Source organism: Amycolatopsis sp. NPDC104863 (assembly GCF_055582965.1).
Genome location: NZ_JBVJOW010000002.1, coordinates 949,020 through 966,602, shown reverse-complemented (window position 1 = coordinate 966,602; position 17,583 = coordinate 949,020). Strand labels below are relative to the sequence as shown.

Genomic DNA, 17,583 nt, shown 5'->3' with positions numbered 1-17,583 from the left:
GCACTCCAGACTATCGCTGCGACCCGGCCGCGCCGTCGCCTACGGGCCCAGCGGCAGGTTGAGCCCCACTTTCACCCGGTCCATCGCCACGCTCGTGGTGAAGTGCCGGACGTTCGGGTTGTCGAAGAACATCCGCCGCGTGAAGGCCTCGAAGCCGCTCATGTCCGGGCACGTCACGATCAGCACGAAGTCCGCGTTGCCGGTGACGTAGTAACACTGCTGCACGCAGTCGTCGGCGAGGATCTGGCGGCGGAACGCGTCCAGCACCGCGAGGTTCTCGCGCTCCATCTCGACCATGACGACGAAGGTCATGCTCAGCCCGAGCGCCTGCGGGGACAGCACCGCGACCTCGCGCTCGATCACCCCTGCCTCCCGCAGCCGCTTGATCCGCCGTTGCACCGCCGCGGCCGACAACCCGACCTTCGCGCCGATCGTCTCGGCGATCGTGCGGGCGTCCGCCTGGAGGCAGGCGAGGATGGCGATGTCGAGCTGGTCGAGGTCGGGAGTCTGCACCCCAGCAGGCTAACGGGGACCCCCGACGATTTGCCGCGAGTTCGCCGTCGGCTCACTCGGCCGTGACGCCGCTCACTACTCCGTACGAGGGGAAGATGAAACAACTTTCTGAGTGAGCTGGAACACAACTGACCGGTCTACCAGGGGGTAGCCCATACAAGTGGAAGACCAGCCGGTCGCTCCGCCAACCCGCCGGCGTGGGGAGGCTCTCCCGTGCCCGCACCTGCCGCCGTGCTGACCGGTCTCGGCTCGTGGTTGCCGACAAAAGTCCTGGACAACCACGAGATCGCCGCCCGGCTCGACACCTCGGACGAGTGGATCCGGACCCGCACGGGCATCCGCGAACGCCGTGTCGCCGGGCCCGGCGAGTCCACAGTGGACCTCGCGGTCGGGGCCGGCCGCCGGGCGCTGGCGTCCGCCGGCACCGGCGCCGACATGGTCGTCCTCGCCACCTCCACGCCCGACCAGCCCTGCCCGGCCAGCGCACCGCAGGTCGCCGCCCGGCTCGGGCTCGGCACGGCCGCGGCGTTCGACGTCAACGCCGTCTGCAGCGGCTTCGTCTACGCGCTGGCGACGGCCGCGGGGTTCATCGCGGGCGGCCTCGCCGAGCGGGTCCTCGTGATCGGCGCCGACACCTTCACCACGCTCATCGACCCCGCCGACCGCACCACCGTGCCGATCTTCGGCGACGGCGCCGGCGCGGTCCTGCTGCGGGCCGGCGACGCCGGCGAGCCCGGCGCGTTCGGGCCGTTCGACCTGCACAGCGAGGGTGAGCACGCCGAGCTGCTGTGGGTCGAGGCCGGCGGCGCGCGCAAGCGGCTCTCCGACGACCCGGGTGACCGCTTCCTCGCGATGCAGGGCACCGCGGTGTTCCGGCACGCCTGCGCGCGCATGGCCGAGTCGTCCCGCACCGTGCTGGAGCGGGCGGGCTGGATGGTCGGCGACGTCGACCGGTTCGTCGGGCACCAGGCGAACATCCGGATCCTGCAGGCGACGGCGAAGCAGCTCGGCATGCCGGCCGACGCCGTGGTCGCCAACATCGACCGCGTCGGCAACACCAGCGCCGCGTCGATCCCGCTCGCGCTGGACGACGCCCGGCGCGACGGCACCCTCACCCCCGGCAACCGGGTCCTGCTCAGCGCGTTCGGCGCGGGCCTGACCTGGGGCTCGACGGTGCTGACCTGGCCGGACCTGGGTCAGCCGGCCTGAGGTTCCGCGGTCCAGGTCGGCGTCGCCGCCTGGCGGCCGCGCAGCTCCAGCTCGCCGTGCTTCACCCAGTGCGCGGCTTCGCTGGGCAGGGCCGAGGAGACGACGGCGTCACTGGCGAGGATCCGTGACGGCGTCGCCTTGGCCAGCTCGGTGAGCCGCGCGGCCTCGTTCACCGCGTCGCCGATCACGGTGTACTCGAGCCGGCTGCTGGTGCCCAGCTGCCCGGCGAACACCGGGCCGGTCGAGACGCCGATGCCGAGGTCGAGCTCACCCGCGTCGCGCACGGCGTCCCGGATCGCGCGGGCGGCGGCGAGCGCGACGGTGGGCGCGTCCGCGAGCCGTGTCGGGGCGCCGAAGATGCACAGCGCGGCGTCCCCCTGGAACTTGTTGACCAGCCCGCCGCGCGCGTCGACCGCGGAGACGACGGCGGCGAACAGCCGGTTCAGCTTCCCGACCAGCTCCTCCGGCGGGGTGCGGTAGGCCAGCGCGGTCGAGTCGACGACGTCGACGAACAACGCCGTCACCTCGCGGACGTCGCCCGATAGGGAGGCGCCGTACTCCAGGGCGTGCCGGGCGACGTCGGCGCCGACGTGCCGTCCGAAGAGGTCCCGCATCCGCGCCTGCTCGCGCAGCCCGGACGCGAGCTGGTTCACCGACGTCTGGAGCAGGCCGATCTCGCTGGAGTCGTCGACGTCGACCGCGACGGTGGTGTCGCCGCGCGCGATCCGGTCGAGCGCCACCCGCAGCCGGTGCAGCGGCGCCGCGACCGCCCTGGCCAGCAGCGCCGTGCCGATCGCGCCGACCACCAGGCCGATCACCGACAGCATGACCAGGCTCGCGGTGGGGTTGCCGGCGCCGAGGTCCGGCGGGGTGGCGACGAGCAGCACGCCGACGAACGGGACCCCGCTGGCCAGCGCCCAGGTGACGACCAGCCGGGTCAGCACGGTGACCGGCAGCGAGCCCCGCGGCGGCAGGATCCCGAGCGCGATCGTCATCACCGGCCGCGCCACCCACTCGGCCGCGAGGTAGGTGAGGCCGACGGTGGTGAGCCCGCCGAGCCCGATGACGGTCGCCATGCCGGCGGCGTCCTCGCCGGAGCCGAGCACGCCGGCCAGGACGGCGAGCACGAGCGTGCCGATCAGCCAGAGGGTGCCGCTGACCACGGCCATGTCGACCGGCAGCCGCAGCGCGCGTTTCGCCTCGCTTTCGGACGGCGGCCGCCCGAGCACGAACCAGACCGCGGTGCGGCGCTGCAGCCACGCGGTCCACAGCGTCCCGGCCAGCAGCGACACGACAACGATGCCGCCCGCGGTCAGGCCGAGCACCCACCCCCGCTCGCCGACGTCCTTCGGCAGGCCCTGCAGCACCAGCAGCAGCGCGACCACCCCGGAGCCGGCCACACTGGAGCCGACGCCGAGCCCGGCGAAGCCCAGGCTGGTGCGCAACACCACCCGGAAGTTCTTCACGGCGATCTTGCGCACGGCGTTGATCGTACGGCCGAAAATCCGTGGCCACCGCCGGTGGCCGCTGGTTACGGTGCGGATCATGGAGTCACTCGGCCAGGAGGAGATCCGGGCGTCGTTCGTCAACTGCACCCGCGGCGAAGCCAAGGGTGTGACGCTGCCCGCCCGGCCCGAAGAGATCCCGTGGGAGCGGCGGCAGTTCCTCGGCTGGCGTGACCCGAAGGCGCCCGGGCGCGCCTACCTCGTGCTGCCCTACGGCGGCGAAGTGGTGGGGCTCGCCCTGCGGGCCGCTCCCGCGCCGAAGTCCCGGCTGCGCAGCAACATCTGCGGCTTCTGCACCACGACCCACGGGCTCGCCGACATCACGCTGTTCTCGGGCAGGCGCGCCGGGAAGCTCGGCCGCGAAGGCAACACGCTGGGCATCTACGCCTGCGGGAACCTGGGGTGCAACCAGTACGTCCGCGGGGAGCTGAAGTCCGACGTGCCCCAGCCGCACGAGACGTTGACGCTCGAACAGCGTCTCGCGCGCCTGGAGGAGCGGGTGCACAAGTTCGTCGCGCGGGTGCTTGAGTCCCGTTAGAAGCGGTACCGCACGATGTGCGCCATCTTCGCCAGCGGCGGCACGTACTTCACCAGCCGGAGCTGGAACCGGGTGAACGGCCGCAGCCGGGCCATGACCTCCGGCGTCGACCAGTGCGCGGCGTCCAAAGAGGACACCATCGTGAGGCCGTCGCGCTCCAGCTCGTGCGGGTCGTTCACGCCCCAGTGCAGGGTCGCGCCCACGCGGCGCACCGGGGTGTTCAGCTTCTGCGCCTTGATGCCGAGCCGGTTGAAGACGTCGCAGACCAGCTCGCCGGACGGGAACTTCGCGACCAGGCGCCGGATCAGCTCGTGGCCCTTCTCCGGGTCCAGGTACATGGTCAGGCCCTCGGCGACGATCAGCGCCGGCCGGTCCGACGGCACCTGGTCGAGCCACGCGAAGTCCGTCACCGAGGTGCCGATGTTCGTGTGGTGCGGCGCCGGCGCGAAGAGCTTCTCGCGCAGCTCGACGACCTCGGGGTAGTCGACGTCGTACCAGTGCACGGTCTCCGGCGGGGCGAGGCGCTGGAACCGGGTGTCCATGCCGCAGCCCAGGTGCAGCACGATCGCGTCCGGGTGCTTCGCGAGGTAGTCGGCGGCCCAGGCGTCGATCGGCTTCGCCCGCAGGACGATGCTCACCGCGCTGTCGCGGGTGATGCCGAGCTGGGCGAAGTCGTAGTCGATCCGCCGGACGGCCTCATCGGCGGCGTGGTCGCCGAGCACGGGGTCGGCCTCGCGGCTGTCGAGCGCGCGGCCGTAGAGCGTGGCCAGCATCGTGGCCTTCTCTTCGGTGAAGTGCACCTTCTCCATCAGCGCTCCTCCGCGGCGAAGTCGTGGGCGTAGGTCTTGGCGTCGACCAGGTGCTTGAGGGTCAGCTCGCGGGCCGCGGCCGGGTCGGACCGGCGGATGGCGTCGAGGATCGCGCGGTGCTCGTCGACGGCCTTGCGGATCTGGCCGGGCAGCCGCAGCGCCAGCCGCCGCTCCTCGCCGACCAGGGCGAGCACCGACCGCAGCAGCCCGGCGACGTCGTCGTTGCCGGCGTTCTGCGCGATCACCCGGTGGAACTCGGCGTCGGCGGCGATGACGTGCAGCATGTCGCCGTCCTCGGCCGCCTTCGCCATCTCGTCGACGTTGTCCTCGAGGCGGCTCACGGTCTTCGCGGTGGCGTGCCGGGCGAGCCGTTCGGCGAGGGTCGGCTCGACGGTCGCGCGCAGGTCGAAGAGCTTCTCGACGAGCTGGTCGTGCTCGGTGAACCAGGTGCGCAACGGCTGTTCCTGCTGCTCACGGACGTAGGTGCCGGAGCCGGCGCGGATCCGGACGTAGCCGATCGAGTCGAGCACGCGCAGCGCCTGCCGCAGCGACCCGCGGCTGATGCCGAGGTCCTCGCACAGGACACGTTCGGCGGGCAGCCGCGAGCCCGGCGGCAGCTTCCCGGAGTCGATCAGCGACCGCAGCCGGTCGACGGTCGCGCTCCAGACCTGCTCGGTGTCCACAGCGTCCATCTTCTCAGCTCCGGAAACTGTCGGGGGTGGCTGCCATGATCACCGGCATGGACATCTTGGGGGCGTGGGTGCGGGGCTGGGCGGTGTCGCGGGCGACACCACCACCGGTCGAGGAGCCGGACGGCTACCGCGTCGACGTCGGCTTGCCGTGGCACCGCGTCCGCTACCTGCTGCGGTCGCCGTCGGCGGTGCCCGCGCGGGCGCGGACGGTGGCGGCGCCGGGCACGTGGCTGAAGACGTGCGGCTCGCGTCCCGCGGTGGTCGAGGGGCTGACAGCGGAATGGGAGGTGGGGGAGACGGAGTACCTGATGACGTTCGAGGGCGTCTGTCCGCCCGCCGAGGTCCCAGCGCCCTACGCGGTGACGGTCAGCGGCGAAGGCCCGGTGTGGGAGGTGGCGGTGACCGCTTCGGGCGCGCCGGCGGCCCGCGGCTGGGTCGCGGTGTATTCGGGGGTGGCGGTGTTCGACCGGATCGTCACGGAGCCCGAACACCGGCGCCGCGGCCTCGGCCGCGTGGTGATGCACCGGCTGGGCGTCGCCGCGGGGGCGCGGTCGAGCGTCCTGCTGGCTTCGGCCGCCGGGCGCGGGCTGTACGGCGCGCTTGGTTGGCGGGTGGAGTCCGAGGTCGTCCCCGCGCACGTGCCGGAAGGAGCGCCGTGACCGCACGCTTCAAGGACCTCGCACTGGACGCGACCGACCACCAGGCCCTGGCCGACTGGTGGTGCCGGGCGATGGGCTACGTCCGCCGTGACTCCCTCACCGGCGACGAGCGCCCGGACGACTGGCCCGTCCCGATCGTCGACCCGGCGGGGAAGGGGCCGCTCATCTGGGTCAACCCGGTGCCCGAGGCGAAGACGGTCAAGAACCGCATGCACCTGGATGTCTTCGGCGACCCGGCGGAGCTGGCGGAACTCGGCGCGACGCTGATCCGGCCGCGCGGCGGAGACCTCGAGTGGGAGGTGATGGCCGATCCGGAAGGCAACGAGTTCTGCGTCTTCACGCCGCTGTGAGCGGGGGACCGGTCCCCGAGTCCCGGCCGTACCGTTGCGGCTCGACGGCCGAGGGGAGCGACGTGACCAACCTGCGCCTTGCCGGGATCGGGGCACTCGGACTCCTGCTTGTCGCGTGCGGCGGTGCCCAGGAACCGACACCCGCACCGCCACCACCCGCACCCCCGACCTCGGCGGCGCCCACGACCGCACGATCCTTGGCGACCGTCCTCGGGGAAGCGGAGGTCACGAAGCTGGACGCGATCGGCAGTGTCCTGCTCTCCTGCGTGCCGGACCTGTCCCACTGCTACCACTCCGTGGCCGCCGTGCGGTCGGGCGTCGCCGAGGCGCAGGCCAAGATCAAGGCCGATCCCGACGCCTCCCGCTTCACCGCGGCGCTCGGGAAGCTCGACGAAACCGGCAAGCAGGCGGATGTCCTTCAGGGGTGCGAAGAGTGGTTCACCAGCAACGGCGGCGCCGGCGGGAAGGGCTGCTCCGCCGCCTTTAACGACGTGGTCGCGCTCTTCGGCGAGTTCCGCGCCCTGATCTAGCCGACGGAAGTGTCTGACCAGACACATCCGCGTCGCGGGAGTGGCCCACCATGCTTAGGCTCCGCACGTGAGCGCTTCATGACGTGGTGGCACGCGGTGATCATCGTGGTCGCCGGGATCTGGGCCGGCACCATCAACGCCGTGGTCGGGTCGGGGACCCTCGTGACCTTTCCCGTCCTGGTCGCGCTGGGGTACCCGCCGGTGACGGCAACGACGTCCAACGCGATCGGGCTCGCGCCCGGCACCCTCAGCGGCGCCTGGGGCTACCGGCACGAGCTCACCGGCTACTGGCGGCAGACCGCCAAGTTCGCCGTCGCGTCGTTCCTCGGCGCCATCGGCGGCACCATCCTGCTGCTGTCGCTGCCGAAGGACGCCTTCGAGGCCGTGGTCCCGGTGCTCGTGGGGCTCGCCGTGATCCTCGTGATCGTGCAGCCGCGCGTCTCGAAGTGGGTCGCGAAGCGCCGCGAGGACAACGGCGAAGAGCACAAAGCCGGGCCGCTGCTGATGTTCTTCATCTTCCTCATCGGCATCTACGGCGGGTACTTCACCGCCGCGCAGGGCGTGATGCTGATGGCCGTCATGGGGATGCTGCTGTCGGAACCGCTGCAGAAGCTCAACGGCGTCAAGAACGTCCTCGCCGCCGTCGTCAACGTCGTCGCCGGGGTGATCTACGCGTTCGTCGCGCCGATCAGCTGGCCCGTCGTGCTGTGGCTGGCCGTCGGCTCGACCGCCGGCGGCTTCCTCGGCGCGAAGATCGGCCGGAAGCTGCCGCCGGCGGTGCTGCGCGGCGTGATCGTGGTGATCGGCGTCGCCGCCGTGATCCAGCTGGTGGTCAAGCAGTTCAGCGACTGAACTCCCGCGCGGCGGCCAGGAAGAGGTCGTTCTCGTCGCGGGTCCCGATGGTCACGCGCACGCCGTCACCGGCGAACGGGCGCACCACCAGCTTGCGGTCCAGCGCGTGCTCGGCGAACGGCACGGCCTGGTCCCCGAGCGGCAGCCAGACGAAGTTCGCCTGCGTCTCCGGCACCCGGTACCCGGCGGCGATCAGCTCGTCGCGCACCCGGCCGCGTTCGGCGATGATCTCCTGGCAGCGCGCCAAGAGCTCGTCCGCCGCGTCGAGCGACGCCAACGCGGCGACCTGCGCGAGCATGTTCACCGAGAAGGCCACGTACACCTGGCGAAGCGCGTCGGCGACCGCTTCCGGCGCGACGGCGTAACCGACTCGAAGGCCCGCGAGCCCGTACGCCTTCGAGAACGTGCGAAGCACCATGACGTTCGGGCGTGTGCGGGTGTACTCGATGCCGTCGGGAACTTCCGGATCGGTGACGAACTCCTTGTACGCCTCGTCCAGCACGACCAGCACGCGCTGCGGGACCGCGTCCAAGAAGCGCTCGAGCTCGGCGCGGCGGACCGCCGTCCCGGTGGGGTTGTTGGGGTTGCAGACGAAGACGATGCGCGTCCGGTCGGTGATCGCCGCGAGCATCGCGTCGAGGTCGAGCTCCTGGCCTTCGGTGATCGGCACCTTGACGGAGACGGCGTGCGCCACCTGCGTCACGATCGGGTAGGCCTCGAACGACCGCCAGCCGAAGATGACCTCGTCGCCGGGCGCGCACGCGGCCTGGATCGTCTGCTGGCACAGCGAAACCGAGCCGCAGCCGATCGCGACGCGCTCGACCGGCACGTCCAGCTCGCGCGCCAGCCGCTCGCGCAGCAGCTGCGAGCCGGTGTCCGGGTACCGGTTGACTCCCGCGGCGGCTTCGGCGATGGCGCGGGCGACGCTCGGCAGCGCACCGCCGGGCACCTCATTGCTCGCCAGCTTGATGGCGCCTTCGATCGTCCGGCCGGGGATGTATTTCGGCAACGATTCGAGATCGGCACGCGGGGACACGGACGACATCTTCGGCGCTCCTCCGGTTGAACGGGACAACCCCGTCACCGTATCTTTTCCGGCCGCCACCACGCGAGTCCCTTCAAACGGTTGCCGGTGCAGTTACCTGCGACACTGGGTTCCTTCCGTTCACCTCGAAGTGATTGAGTGACGCAATGACGTCGACCAGCACCGTGGACTACCAGCGCACCGACGGCCGTGCCCTCCGCCTGACCTTTTCGGAACCCGAGGGCGCGCTACGCGGTGGCCTGGTGGTGCTGCACGAAGCGGACGGCGTCACCGACGGTGTGAAACTGCTGCTCGCGAGCCTGGCCCTCGAAGGCTGGCTGACCGTCACCCCGCACCTCGAGAACGACCAGCTGACGCAGCAGGACCTCCTCGACGCGACGGACATCACACTCGCGTGGCTCGTCGAACGCGGAGTCCAGGCCGACCTGCTCGGCGTCATGGGCTTCGACCTCGGCGGCACCGCGGCGCTCGTGGTCGCCTCGCACCGCAGGCTCGGGGCCGCCGTCAGCGTCGGCGGCCAGCAGGTCGCGGAGCTGCCGGCGCTGGTCGAGATTGCCGGTCGGCTCACCAGCCCGTGGCTCGGCATGTACGGCGACGCCGGTGACGAGGCCGGCGGCGCCGAGGTGGAGCGGCTGCGTGACGCCGCGGCGTCGGCGAAGGTCGCCACGAACGTCGTCCACTACCCGGGTGCGAACCACCGCTTCGACGCCGACCCCGGCGCGGCCGCCGAGGCCTGGCAGCGCACCCTCAACTGGTTCGACGCGCACCTGCGGTGATGTCGGCGCCCGCCACACCCGGGGCGGGCCGAGTGTCGGTTTCGACCACAGTGACTTCGTGATCCGAGGGATTAGGCTCGGGGCGTGACGCACACCGCCGACGCCCCCGAAGTGCTCTGGCGCCCCGAGCCGAGCCACGTTGCCGACACGAAGATCGAAGCCTTCCGCCAGTGGCTGCGGGCCGAGCGCGGGGTCGAGGTGGACGACTACCGCTCGCTCTGGGAGTTCTCGGTCGACCGCGGCCCGGACTTCTGGCAGGCGGTCGCGGACTTCCTCGGCGTCCGCTGGCACGACCAGCCGGGCGAGGTGCTCGCGGGCGAGATGCCGAACGCCGTCTGGTTCCAGGGCGGCACCCTGAACTACGCCGAGCACGCGCTCACCCCCGGCGTCGCGGGCGCCGCGAAGGGTGACGACGAGACCGCGGTGATCTTCCACCGCGAAGACGGCTTCGCGGACCAGCTGACGTACGGCGAGCTTCGCGCGCAGGTCGCGGCGGCCCGGGCGGCGTTCCTCGAGCTGGGCGTCGGCAAGGGCGACCGGGTGGTCGCGCTGGCCCCGAACTGCCCGCAGACGCTGGTCGCGTTCCTCGCGGCGGCGAGCATCGGCGCGGTCTGGTCGTCGTGCTCACCCGACTTCGGCGTCCGCGCGGTCGCCGACCGGTTCGTCCAGATCGAGCCGAAGCTGTTCTTCGCCGTCAACGCCTACGCGTACAACGGCCGCCAGTTCGACATCCGGACGACGGTCGCCGACCTGCGGGAGAAGCTGCCGTCGCTGGCCGCGACCGTGGTCGTCGAGTACGTCGGCGAGGGCCGGCTCGAGGGCGCGCACGACTGGGCCGAGCTGCTCGCGAAGCACGAGGGCGCGCCGCTGCTGTTCGAGCCCGTCGAGTTCGCGCACCCGCTGTGGGTGCTCTACTCGTCCGGCACCACGGGCCTGCCGAAGGGCATCGTCCACGGCCACGGCGGCATCACGCTGGAGCACCTCAAGGCCCTCGCGCTGCAGACCGACCTCGGGCCCGGCGACCGGTTCTTCTGGTTCAGCACCACCGGCTGGATGATGTGGAACTTCCTCATCTCCGGCCTGCTGGTCGGCACGACGATCGTGCTCTACGACGGCAACCCGGGCTTCCCGGACCTGAACGCGCTCTGGCACCTGGCCGAGCAGCACCGCGTCACCTACTTCGGTACGTCGGCGCCGTACATCCAGAGCTGCCTCAAGAAGGGCATCAGGCCCGCCGAGCGCTACGACCTGACGGCGTTGCGCGCGCTCGGCTCGACCGGCGCGCCGCTGAGCGTCGAGGGGTTCCGGTGGATCGTGAACGAGATCGGCCCGAAGGTGCAGATCTGCTCGGTCTCCGGCGGCACCGACCTGTGCGCGGCGTTCGTCGCGTCCGCGCCCGACGTGCCGGTCTGGCTGGGTGAGCTCTCCTGCCCGGCGCTGGGCGCCGCGCTCACCGCGTTCGACGAGGCCGGCAACGCCGTCGTCGAGCAGGTCGGCGAGCTGGTGATCACGAAGCCGATGCCGTCGATGCCGGTGTTCTTCTGGAACGACCCCGACGGCTCGCGCCTGCGTGAGGCGTACTTCGAGATGTACCCGGGGCTGTGGCGCCACGGCGACTGGATCCGGATCACCAGCCGCGGCTCGGCGGTGATCTACGGCCGCAGCGACTCGACGCTCAACCGCGGCGGCGTCCGGATGGGCACGGCGGAGTTCTACCGGGTGGTCGAGGGGTACGACGAGATCGCGGACTCCCTGGTCGTGGACACCTCGGCGGCCGGGAACGAGGACGGTCAGCTGATCTGTTTCTTGGTGCTCGCGGACGGCGTCAAGATCGAAGACATCGAGCCGACGTTGCGGAAGGAGCTCCGTAGCGCCCTGTCACCGCGCCATGTACCCGATCGGTTCGTCGTGGTTTCCGAGATTCCTCGTACCTTGAACGGTAAGAAGTGTGAGGTACCGGTGAAGAAGATCCTCGCCGGTGTGGCTCCCGACCGGGCCGTCAGCCGCGACGCGCTGGCCAACCCGGCGGCGCTGACGCCGTTCGTGGAGCTCGCCGGGGGGTAGATGGGGGAAGCATGATCGCCTGCAACGGGTTGCACAGGTGGTGACGGGGACACGCGCGCAGACCACCTGGCGGGTGGCGGGGGCCACCACCGTGGGGGTGATCACCTGGGTGACCCGGCTGGCCGGACTAATGACACTCGTGTCGGTCCTGGTGCCGGCCGGGCGCCGGAACCTGCGCGGGCGTCTGTCGGAGTGGCTGGAGCTGCCGCAGGACGCCACCGTCGCCGCGGCGACGATCGCGCTGGTCACGGGCGTGCTGCTGGTGCTGCTGGCCGCCGGCCTGCGGCGTCGCAAGCGCCGGGCGTGGCAGCTTGCGGTCGGCGCGACGGTGCTGCTCACGGTGTCGCACCTCGGCCTGCGGCACGTCTTCGGCGCCGGGCTGGTGTCGGTCGTGCTGCTGGTGGGCCTGATCGCGAACCGCCGCTACTTCGTCGCGAAACCGGACCCGGTCGTCGGACGCTGGCGCGCGGTGCGCGTGTTCCTGCAGCTGGTGCTGGCCGGGTTCGTGATCAACGTCATCCTGCTGTCCGTGGCGTCCCACGCGGTGCTGGAGCCGCTGAGCTTCCCGGACCGGCTGGCGGAGTCCGCGCTCGCGCTCGTCGGGGCCAGCGGGCCCGCGGTCTTCCACCAGATGTGGCTGGAGGACATGACGGCCGCCGTCGGGCTGCTGTTCGGTCTTGCTGCCGTCCTGGTGTCGGCGTACTTCCTGCTGCGCTCGGCCGAGCCGGCGCCGCGGCTGACCGACGACGAGGTCACGCGCCTGCGCAAGCTCCTGGACGAGCACGGCGAGCGTGACTCCCTCGGGTACTTCGCGCTGCGCCGGGACAAGTTCGCGGTGTTCTCCCGGACCGGCAAGGCCGCGGTCACCTACCGCGTGATCGCCGGGGTGGCGCTCTGCTCGGCCGACCCGCTCGGTGACCACGAGGCGTGGCCGGGCGCGATCGAGGAGTACCTGGAGGTCTGCCGCCGCAACGGCTGGGTCCCGGCGGCGATGGGCGTCTCCGAGCTCGGCGCGACGGTCTGGGCCCGGTTCGGCCTGGAGGTGCTGGAGATCGGCGACGAAGCCGTCGTCGACGTCGAGGACTTCACCCTGGACGGCCGCACCATGCGCGGCGTCCGCCAGGCCGCGGCGCGCACCAAGCGCGCGGGCTACAAGGTGCTGGTGCGCCGCACGGAGGACCTGCGCCCGGGCGAGCTGGCCGAGCTGGAGGCCCTGGCCGCGAACTGGCGCGGCACGGACACCGAGCGTGGTTTCTCGATGGCGCTGGGGCGCATGGGGGACACGGGATCGGTGCTGGTGACGGCCGAGCAGGGTGGCCGGGTCCGCGGGGTGCTCCAGTTCGTGCCGTGGGGCTCGAAGGGTCTCTCGCTGGACGTCATGCGCCGCGACCGCACGGCCGACAACGGTGTCAACGAGCTGATGATCTCCGAGCTCCTGCTGGCCGCCCGCAGGCACGACGTCGAGCAGGTGTCCCTGAACTTCGCGGCGTTCCGCGCCCTGATGGAGCAGGGCCAGCGCATCGGCGCCGGCCCGGTCGCGCGCATGTCCGCGAAGGTGCTCCACTTCTTCTCGCGCTGGATCCAGATCGAGACGCTGTACCGCTTCAACGCCAAGTTCCAGCCGCGCTGGGTGCCGCGCTACCTGGTGTACCCGGGCGTCCGCGAACTCCCGCGCGTCGGCATCGCGACGTTCGAGGCCGAAGGTCTCGGCGGACGATCTCCGCGCCTGCTCAGACTGCTGCGCCGAGCGTGAGGGGGGTGCCTTCGGAGGTGGTCCGGGGGGTGTGTAACCTATCTGAGCAGTGGTCGTTGGGCCCAGGAGGCTTCGCCTAGTCTGGTCTATGGCGCCGCACTGCTAATGCGGTTGGGGGTAACCCCCCCTCCCGGGTTCAAATCCCGGAGCCTCCGCTGGTACCCGGTTCGCCGGGTGCTAGGTTACAACTGAACACGCGCCCGTAGCTCAGCTGGATAGAGCATCTGACTACGGATCAGAAGGTCAGGGGTTCGAATCCCTTCGGGCGCACGTCTGGTTGAGACAGCAAAAGGCCCCTCCGGTTCGCCGGAGGGGCCTTTTCTCATGGGCGCGGCCGGCTAAACCGGTTCGGCGGCTCGCGCGTTCACCCCCGGAATGCCGTTTTCGCGTTAGGGATGTCGGGGTTGATGAAACGCATCATCGTGTCGAGTCTGGTCGTGTTGTTCGGGATCGCCGCGATCGCGGGCGGGGTCGGCAAGCTGGGGGACTCGACCGTTCGCTGCGGTGGGCGGATCATGCAGTCCGGTGACGAGTGCGTGAGCACCTCCACGACCACCGGGGACGAGACCGGTCGCAGCAGCGTCGACCAGCAGCGGAAGTCCGACCAGGCCGCGACGTGGGCCGCGATGGGGCTCGGTGGGCTCATCGTCGTCTTCGGGGCCAGGAGCCTGTGGATCGGGATCCGGAACCGGCGGAAGAAGCCGGGTGAGCAGGCCGCCGGGCCGCCGCGGGCGATGGGGAACCAGCCGCCCGCGCACGACTGGCAGCAGCCGCCGGTCGCGGGGGTGCCGAACCAGGCACCGGCCGGGTACCAGTCCGGACCGCCGGTTTCGCATCAGTCGTTCGGGCCGCAAGGGCCGGTGTCGCACCAGTCGTTCGGGCCGCAGGGGCCGGTCGCGCCCCAGTCGCCGTCTGGACCGCAAAACCCGGGTCCGCACCAGCCGCCGCCCGGATCGCAAGCTCCCGGCTGGAACCAGCCGTCGCCGGGACACCCGCAACAGCCGCAGCCCCAGCAGCCCCACCCCGGCTGGGGACCGCAGCCTCCGCGCTGAGCCGTCCCGCCGTCCTTCTCCCTTGATCCGGCTGCTTTGCGTAACTGGACTAGACCAGCCAACCCGCCGATGCCGCAGTGGTCATCCGCTGTCCGGCACTCTCCGTGGTTGACCTTTCATCATTGGTCTGGACCACGTACTGTCTTCGCAAACGGCGCAAAACACCGCCCTGGTCCCCGCCGGCACTGGTGTCCGCCGCCCTGCATCTGGCTCAAGGGAGAGTTATGTCCAGAAAGAGATGGCACCTCCTCGGTCTCTTCACCGCGGTCGGCGCGATCGCGATCGGGCTCGTCACCGTGCCGGCGAGTGCCGCCGGTGGTGTCAGCGCGAGCTTCACCAAGGGCTCCGACTGGGGCACCGGCTACGAGGGCAAGTACACGATCGCCAACGGCTCCGGTTCGGCGCTGCCCAGCTGGACGGTCGAGTTCGACCTCCCGTCCGGCGCGAAGATCGCTTCGCTGTGGGACGGCAGCTACACCGCCGCCGGCCAGCACGTGACCGTCAAGAACACCTGGAACGGCAACGTCGGCAACGGCGGCAGCGCCAGCTTCGGCTTCAACGTCTCCTACTCGGGCGCCTTCGCCGCCCCCTCCAACTGCCGGCTGAACGGCGGCTCCTGCGACGCCGGCGGTGGCACCCCGACCACCACGCCGACCACCCCGACGCAGCCGACCACCACCCCGACCACGCCCACCACGCCGCCGACGACGACCACCACCACGCCGCCCCCGCCGGGTGGGCTGAAGAACGTCGGCTACTTCGTGCAGTGGGGCGTCTACGGCCGCAACTACCACGTCAAGAACATCGAGACGTCGGGTTCGGCGAACAAGCTGACGCACATCAACTACTCGTTCGGCAACGTCACGAACGGCTCGTGCACGGCCAACGACGACCCGTACGCCGACTACCAGAAGACCTACGACGCCGCGGGCAGCGTCGACGGTGTCGCCGACACCTGGGACCAGCCGGTCGCGGGCAACTTCAACCAGCTGCGCAAGCTGAAGAAGATGCACCCGGGCCTCAAGGTGATCTGGTCGTTCGGCGGCTGGACGTACTCCGGTGGCTTCGGCCAGGCCGCGCAGAACCCGGCCGCGTTCGCGCAGTCCTGCTACAACCTGCTGAAGGACCCGCGCTGGGCCGACATCTGGGACGGCATCGACATCGACTGGGAGTACCCGAACGCGTGCGGCCTGAGCTGTGACTCCAGCGGCGCCAACTCGTACAAGAACCTGATGTCCGCGCTGCGCTCGAAGTTCGGCTCGTCGTTCCTGGTCACCTCGGCCATCTCGGCGGACGGCAGCAACGGCGGCAAGCTGGACGTCGCCGACTACGCCGGTGCCGCGCCGTACCTCGACTGGTTCAACGTCATGACCTACGACTACTTCGGCGCCTGGGCGCCGCAGGGTCCGACGGCCCCGCACTCGCCGCTGACCAACTTCACCGGCATCCCGACGCCGGGCTTCTACTCCGACGCGGCGATCCAGAAGCTGAAGAGCAAGGGCGTCCCGTCGAGCAAGCTGTTGCTGGGCATCGGCTTCTACGGCCGTGGCTGGACCGGCGTCACGCAGAGCACGCCGGGTGGCACCGCGACCGGCCCCGCGCCGGGCACGTACGAGCAGGGCATCGAGGACTACAAGGTCCTGAAGAACTCCTGCCCGTCGACCGGCACGTTCGCCGGCACCGCCTACGCGAAGTGCGGCAGCAACTGGTGGAGCTACGACACCCCGGGCACCATCGGCGGCAAGATGTCCTACGCCAAGCAGCAGGGTCTCGGCGGCGCGTTCTTCTGGGAGCTGACCGGTGACACGAGCAACGGCGAGCTCATCACCGCGATGAAGAACGGCCTGTCGTGAAGCGCCGGTGGTTGCCCGCACTCGGGCTGGCGGCCGCGGCCGCCACGATCGGCGCGATGGTCGTGATCGCCCCGGCGAACGCGGCGGGCGGCGTGTCCGCGACCTTCACCAAGGGCTCCGACTGGGGCACCGGGTACGAGGGCAAGTACACGATCGCCAACGGCTCGGGCTCGACGCTCACCTCGTGGACCGTCGAGTTCGACCTGCCGGGCGGCGCGAAGATCGCTTCGCTGTGGGACGGCAGCTACACCGCGGCCGGCCAGCACGTCACCGTCAAGAACACCTGGAACGGCAACGTCGGCAACGGCGGTAGCGCGAGCTTCGGCTTCAACGTGACGTACTCGGGTTCGTACGTCGCGCCGTCGAACTGCAAGCTCAACGGTGGGTCGTGTGCGGCCGGGGGGACACCTCCCACCACGACCACACCGCCGCCTACGACGACACCCCCGCCCACGACCACCCCGCCGCCGGGCACCGGCGGCAAGGGCGCGCCGTACCTGTACATGGGCTGGGGCAGCCCGCCGAACCCGCAGACGGTGATGAACGCGACCGGCGTCAAGTGGTTCACCATGGCGTTCATCAACGCCTCCGGTGGCTGCAACCCGGCGTGGGACAGCAGCCGTCCGCTTTCGGGCAGCGCGGACGCCAACGCGATCGCGCAGATCAAGGCGGCGGGCGGCCAGGTCGTCCCGTCGTTCGGCGGCTGGAGCGGCAACAAGCTGGGCCCGAACTGCTCGACGTCGGCCGCGCTGGCCGGCGCCTACCAGCAGGTGATCAACGCGTACGGGCTCAAGGCGATCGACATCGACATCGAGAACTCCGACGAGTTCGAGAACGAGGCCGTCCAGGACCGGATCCTGGGCGCGTTGAAGATCGTCAAGCAGAACAACCCGGGCGTGCAGACCATCCTGACGTTCGGCACGTCGACGACCGGCCCGAACTACTACGGCAACCGGCTCATCGACCAGTCGAAGGCCCTCGGTGCGAACGTGGACGTGTTCACGATCATGCCGTTCGACTTCGGCGGCGGCTCGAACATGTACGCCAGCACGACGAGCGCGGCGAACGGCTTGCGCGACAAGCTGAAGTCGACGTTCGGGTGGAACGACGCCACGGCGTACAGCCACCTGGGCATCTCGGGCATGAACGGGCTGTCCGACCAGCAGGAGCTGACGGATCTGTCGACGTGGACCCAGATCACGAACTGGGCCAAGTCGAACAAGATCGGCCGCCTGGCGTTCTGGTCGGTCAACCGCGACCGCGGCTGCCCCGGCGGCGGTGTGCAGTCGGCGTGCAGCGGCATCGCGCAGAACGACTGGGACTTCACGAAGGTGACGGCGGGCTTCTGACGTCGTTGTGAATGACGGCCTCCTTGCCGGCTCC

The 17,583-nt window shown here is 70.7% G+C and carries 17 protein-coding genes and 2 tRNA genes; 14 read left to right on the top strand and 5 right to left on the bottom strand.

What is annotated here, in order from left to right; genetic code table 11:
- Nucleotides 1-39: 39 nt before the first annotated feature.
- A complete protein-coding gene (locus ACZ63J_RS14325) occupies nucleotides 40-513 on the bottom strand; it encodes an Lrp/AsnC family transcriptional regulator (RefSeq protein WP_465314074.1) in 474 nt (157 codons plus the stop codon).
- A gap of 213 nt (nucleotides 514-726) precedes the next feature.
- Between ACZ63J_RS14325 and ACZ63J_RS14320 the strand changes: the two genes are divergently transcribed.
- The gene (locus ACZ63J_RS14320; protein ID WP_465400854.1) at nucleotides 727-1,722 is read left to right on the top strand and encodes a beta-ketoacyl-ACP synthase III; all 996 of its coding nucleotides are present in this window, start codon (nucleotides 727-729) and stop codon (nucleotides 1,720-1,722) included.
- On the opposite strand, the gene ACZ63J_RS14315 is transcribed toward ACZ63J_RS14320, so the two are convergent.
- Nucleotides 1,710-3,203 (bottom strand): adenylate/guanylate cyclase domain-containing protein, encoded by a 1,494-nt coding sequence (locus ACZ63J_RS14315; RefSeq protein ID WP_465400853.1) that lies wholly within the window; start codon nucleotides 3,201-3,203, stop codon nucleotides 1,710-1,712. The genes ACZ63J_RS14320 and ACZ63J_RS14315 overlap by 13 nt on opposite strands.
- Before the next feature lie 64 nt (nucleotides 3,204-3,267).
- Here ACZ63J_RS14315 and ACZ63J_RS14310 point away from each other — a divergent pair, with 64 nt between their 5' ends.
- Nucleotides 3,268-3,765: an FBP domain-containing protein gene (locus tag ACZ63J_RS14310; RefSeq protein ID WP_465341597.1), complete on the top strand. Its 498-nt coding sequence runs from the start codon at nucleotides 3,268-3,270 to the stop codon at nucleotides 3,763-3,765.
- On the opposite strand, the gene ACZ63J_RS14305 is transcribed toward ACZ63J_RS14310, so the two are convergent.
- Both ACZ63J_RS14305 and ACZ63J_RS14300 read right to left on the bottom strand, forming a co-directional pair.
- A complete protein-coding gene (locus ACZ63J_RS14305; RefSeq protein WP_465400852.1) occupies nucleotides 3,762-4,574 on the bottom strand; it encodes a class I SAM-dependent methyltransferase in 813 nt (270 codons plus the stop codon). The two genes, ACZ63J_RS14310 and ACZ63J_RS14305, sit on opposite strands and share 4 nt — an antisense overlap.
- A complete protein-coding gene (locus ACZ63J_RS14300) occupies nucleotides 4,574-5,257 on the bottom strand; it encodes a FadR/GntR family transcriptional regulator (protein WP_465401008.1) in 684 nt (227 codons plus the stop codon). Before ACZ63J_RS14300 ends, ACZ63J_RS14305 begins: the two co-directional genes overlap by 1 nt.
- Before the next feature lie 56 nt (nucleotides 5,258-5,313).
- On the opposite strand from ACZ63J_RS14300, the gene ACZ63J_RS14295 reads away from it, so the two are divergent.
- The 4 genes from ACZ63J_RS14295 to ACZ63J_RS14280 all read left to right on the top strand — a co-directional run bounded on the left by ACZ63J_RS14295 (nucleotide 5,314) and on the right by ACZ63J_RS14280 (nucleotide 7,657).
- Complete coding sequence (locus ACZ63J_RS14295) at nucleotides 5,314-5,925, top strand: GNAT family N-acetyltransferase (RefSeq protein WP_465439477.1); 612 nt, start codon at nucleotides 5,314-5,316, stop codon at nucleotides 5,923-5,925.
- Nucleotides 5,922-6,275 carry a VOC family protein gene (locus ACZ63J_RS14290; protein ID WP_465400851.1) on the top strand — a complete coding sequence of 118 codons (354 nt, stop codon included), beginning with the start codon at nucleotides 5,922-5,924 and terminating at the stop codon, nucleotides 6,273-6,275. Before ACZ63J_RS14295 ends, ACZ63J_RS14290 begins: the two co-directional genes overlap by 4 nt.
- 197 nt (nucleotides 6,276-6,472) lie before the next feature.
- Complete coding sequence (locus ACZ63J_RS14285; RefSeq protein WP_465400850.1) at nucleotides 6,473-6,805, top strand: hypothetical protein; 333 nt, start codon at nucleotides 6,473-6,475, stop codon at nucleotides 6,803-6,805.
- Nucleotides 6,806-6,883: 78 nt separating this feature from the next.
- The gene (locus ACZ63J_RS14280) at nucleotides 6,884-7,657 is read left to right on the top strand and encodes a sulfite exporter TauE/SafE family protein (RefSeq protein WP_465314082.1); all 774 of its coding nucleotides are present in this window, start codon (nucleotides 6,884-6,886) and stop codon (nucleotides 7,655-7,657) included.
- Here ACZ63J_RS14280 and hisC read toward each other — a convergent pair.
- On the bottom strand, nucleotides 7,647-8,702 hold the full coding sequence (gene hisC, locus ACZ63J_RS14275) for a histidinol-phosphate transaminase (RefSeq protein ID WP_465341592.1): 1,056 nt from the start codon (nucleotides 8,700-8,702) through the stop codon (nucleotides 7,647-7,649). The two genes, ACZ63J_RS14280 and hisC, sit on opposite strands and share 11 nt — an antisense overlap.
- Nucleotides 8,703-8,848: 146 nt before the next feature.
- Between hisC and ACZ63J_RS14270 the strand changes: the two genes are divergently transcribed.
- From ACZ63J_RS14270 to ACZ63J_RS14235, 8 genes are all read left to right on the top strand, one after another.
- A complete protein-coding gene (locus tag ACZ63J_RS14270) occupies nucleotides 8,849-9,478 on the top strand; it encodes a dienelactone hydrolase family protein (protein WP_465341591.1) in 630 nt (209 codons plus the stop codon).
- Between the two features lie 84 nt (nucleotides 9,479-9,562).
- On the top strand, nucleotides 9,563-11,542 hold the full coding sequence (locus ACZ63J_RS14265) for an acetoacetate--CoA ligase (protein ID WP_465400849.1): 1,980 nt from the start codon (nucleotides 9,563-9,565) through the stop codon (nucleotides 11,540-11,542).
- 37 nt (nucleotides 11,543-11,579) lie between these two features.
- On the top strand, nucleotides 11,580-13,295 hold the full coding sequence (locus tag ACZ63J_RS14260) for a phosphatidylglycerol lysyltransferase domain-containing protein (protein WP_465400848.1): 1,716 nt from the start codon (nucleotides 11,580-11,582) through the stop codon (nucleotides 13,293-13,295).
- Between the two features lie 65 nt (nucleotides 13,296-13,360).
- Nucleotides 13,361-13,450, top strand: a tRNA-Ser gene (locus ACZ63J_RS14255).
- 41 nt (nucleotides 13,451-13,491) lie between these two features.
- Nucleotides 13,492-13,565, top strand: a tRNA-Arg gene (locus ACZ63J_RS14250).
- A gap of 137 nt (nucleotides 13,566-13,702) precedes the next feature.
- Entirely contained in the window at nucleotides 13,703-14,347 is a 645-nt protein-coding gene (locus tag ACZ63J_RS14245) for a hypothetical protein (RefSeq protein ID WP_465400847.1), read from the top strand.
- A gap of 224 nt (nucleotides 14,348-14,571) precedes the next feature.
- Nucleotides 14,572-16,200, top strand: coding sequence for a glycosyl hydrolase family 18 protein (locus tag ACZ63J_RS14240; RefSeq protein WP_465400846.1), 1,629 nt, complete (start codon nucleotides 14,572-14,574; stop codon nucleotides 16,198-16,200).
- A complete protein-coding gene (locus ACZ63J_RS14235; RefSeq protein ID WP_465400845.1) occupies nucleotides 16,197-17,549 on the top strand; it encodes a cellulose binding domain-containing protein in 1,353 nt (450 codons plus the stop codon). Before ACZ63J_RS14240 ends, ACZ63J_RS14235 begins: the two co-directional genes overlap by 4 nt.
- The last annotated feature ends 34 nt before the right edge of the window (nucleotides 17,550-17,583 follow it).